The following is a 229-nucleotide window of genomic DNA, read 5'->3' as shown; positions in this document are numbered from 1 at the left end:
ACCTTCGCCATAGCGCTCGAGCCCCGCCTCGACAAAACCCGCCAGCCGGTCCTGCGCCGCGGCTTCGCCCGGCGCGTGATGACCGGCGACGATATCGCGTCCCCGGCGCATCGCCCGGCTCAGCTGCCAGTCGGACAGCGCCTCGCGGTCCGGCCAGCGCTCCGGCGCCGCTATTTGCCCGGGCTCCGACAAGCTCGCGCCGGGATCGCGATCCCGCACCGCCTTCCAG

At 73.8% G+C, this 229-nt stretch carries 1 pseudogene; it reads right to left on the bottom strand.

The features are described 5' to 3' along the window. A pseudogene (locus tag NLM59_RS11685) lies at positions 1–229 on the bottom strand (hypothetical protein); the annotation flags it as partial.

Origin of the sequence: Profundicola chukchiensis (assembly GCF_029664245.1) — a bacterium.
Classification (GTDB): domain Bacteria; phylum Bacteroidota; class Bacteroidia; order Flavobacteriales; family Weeksellaceae; genus Profundicola; species Profundicola chukchiensis.
This window is presented reverse-complemented; position numbering and strand designations above follow the sequence as displayed.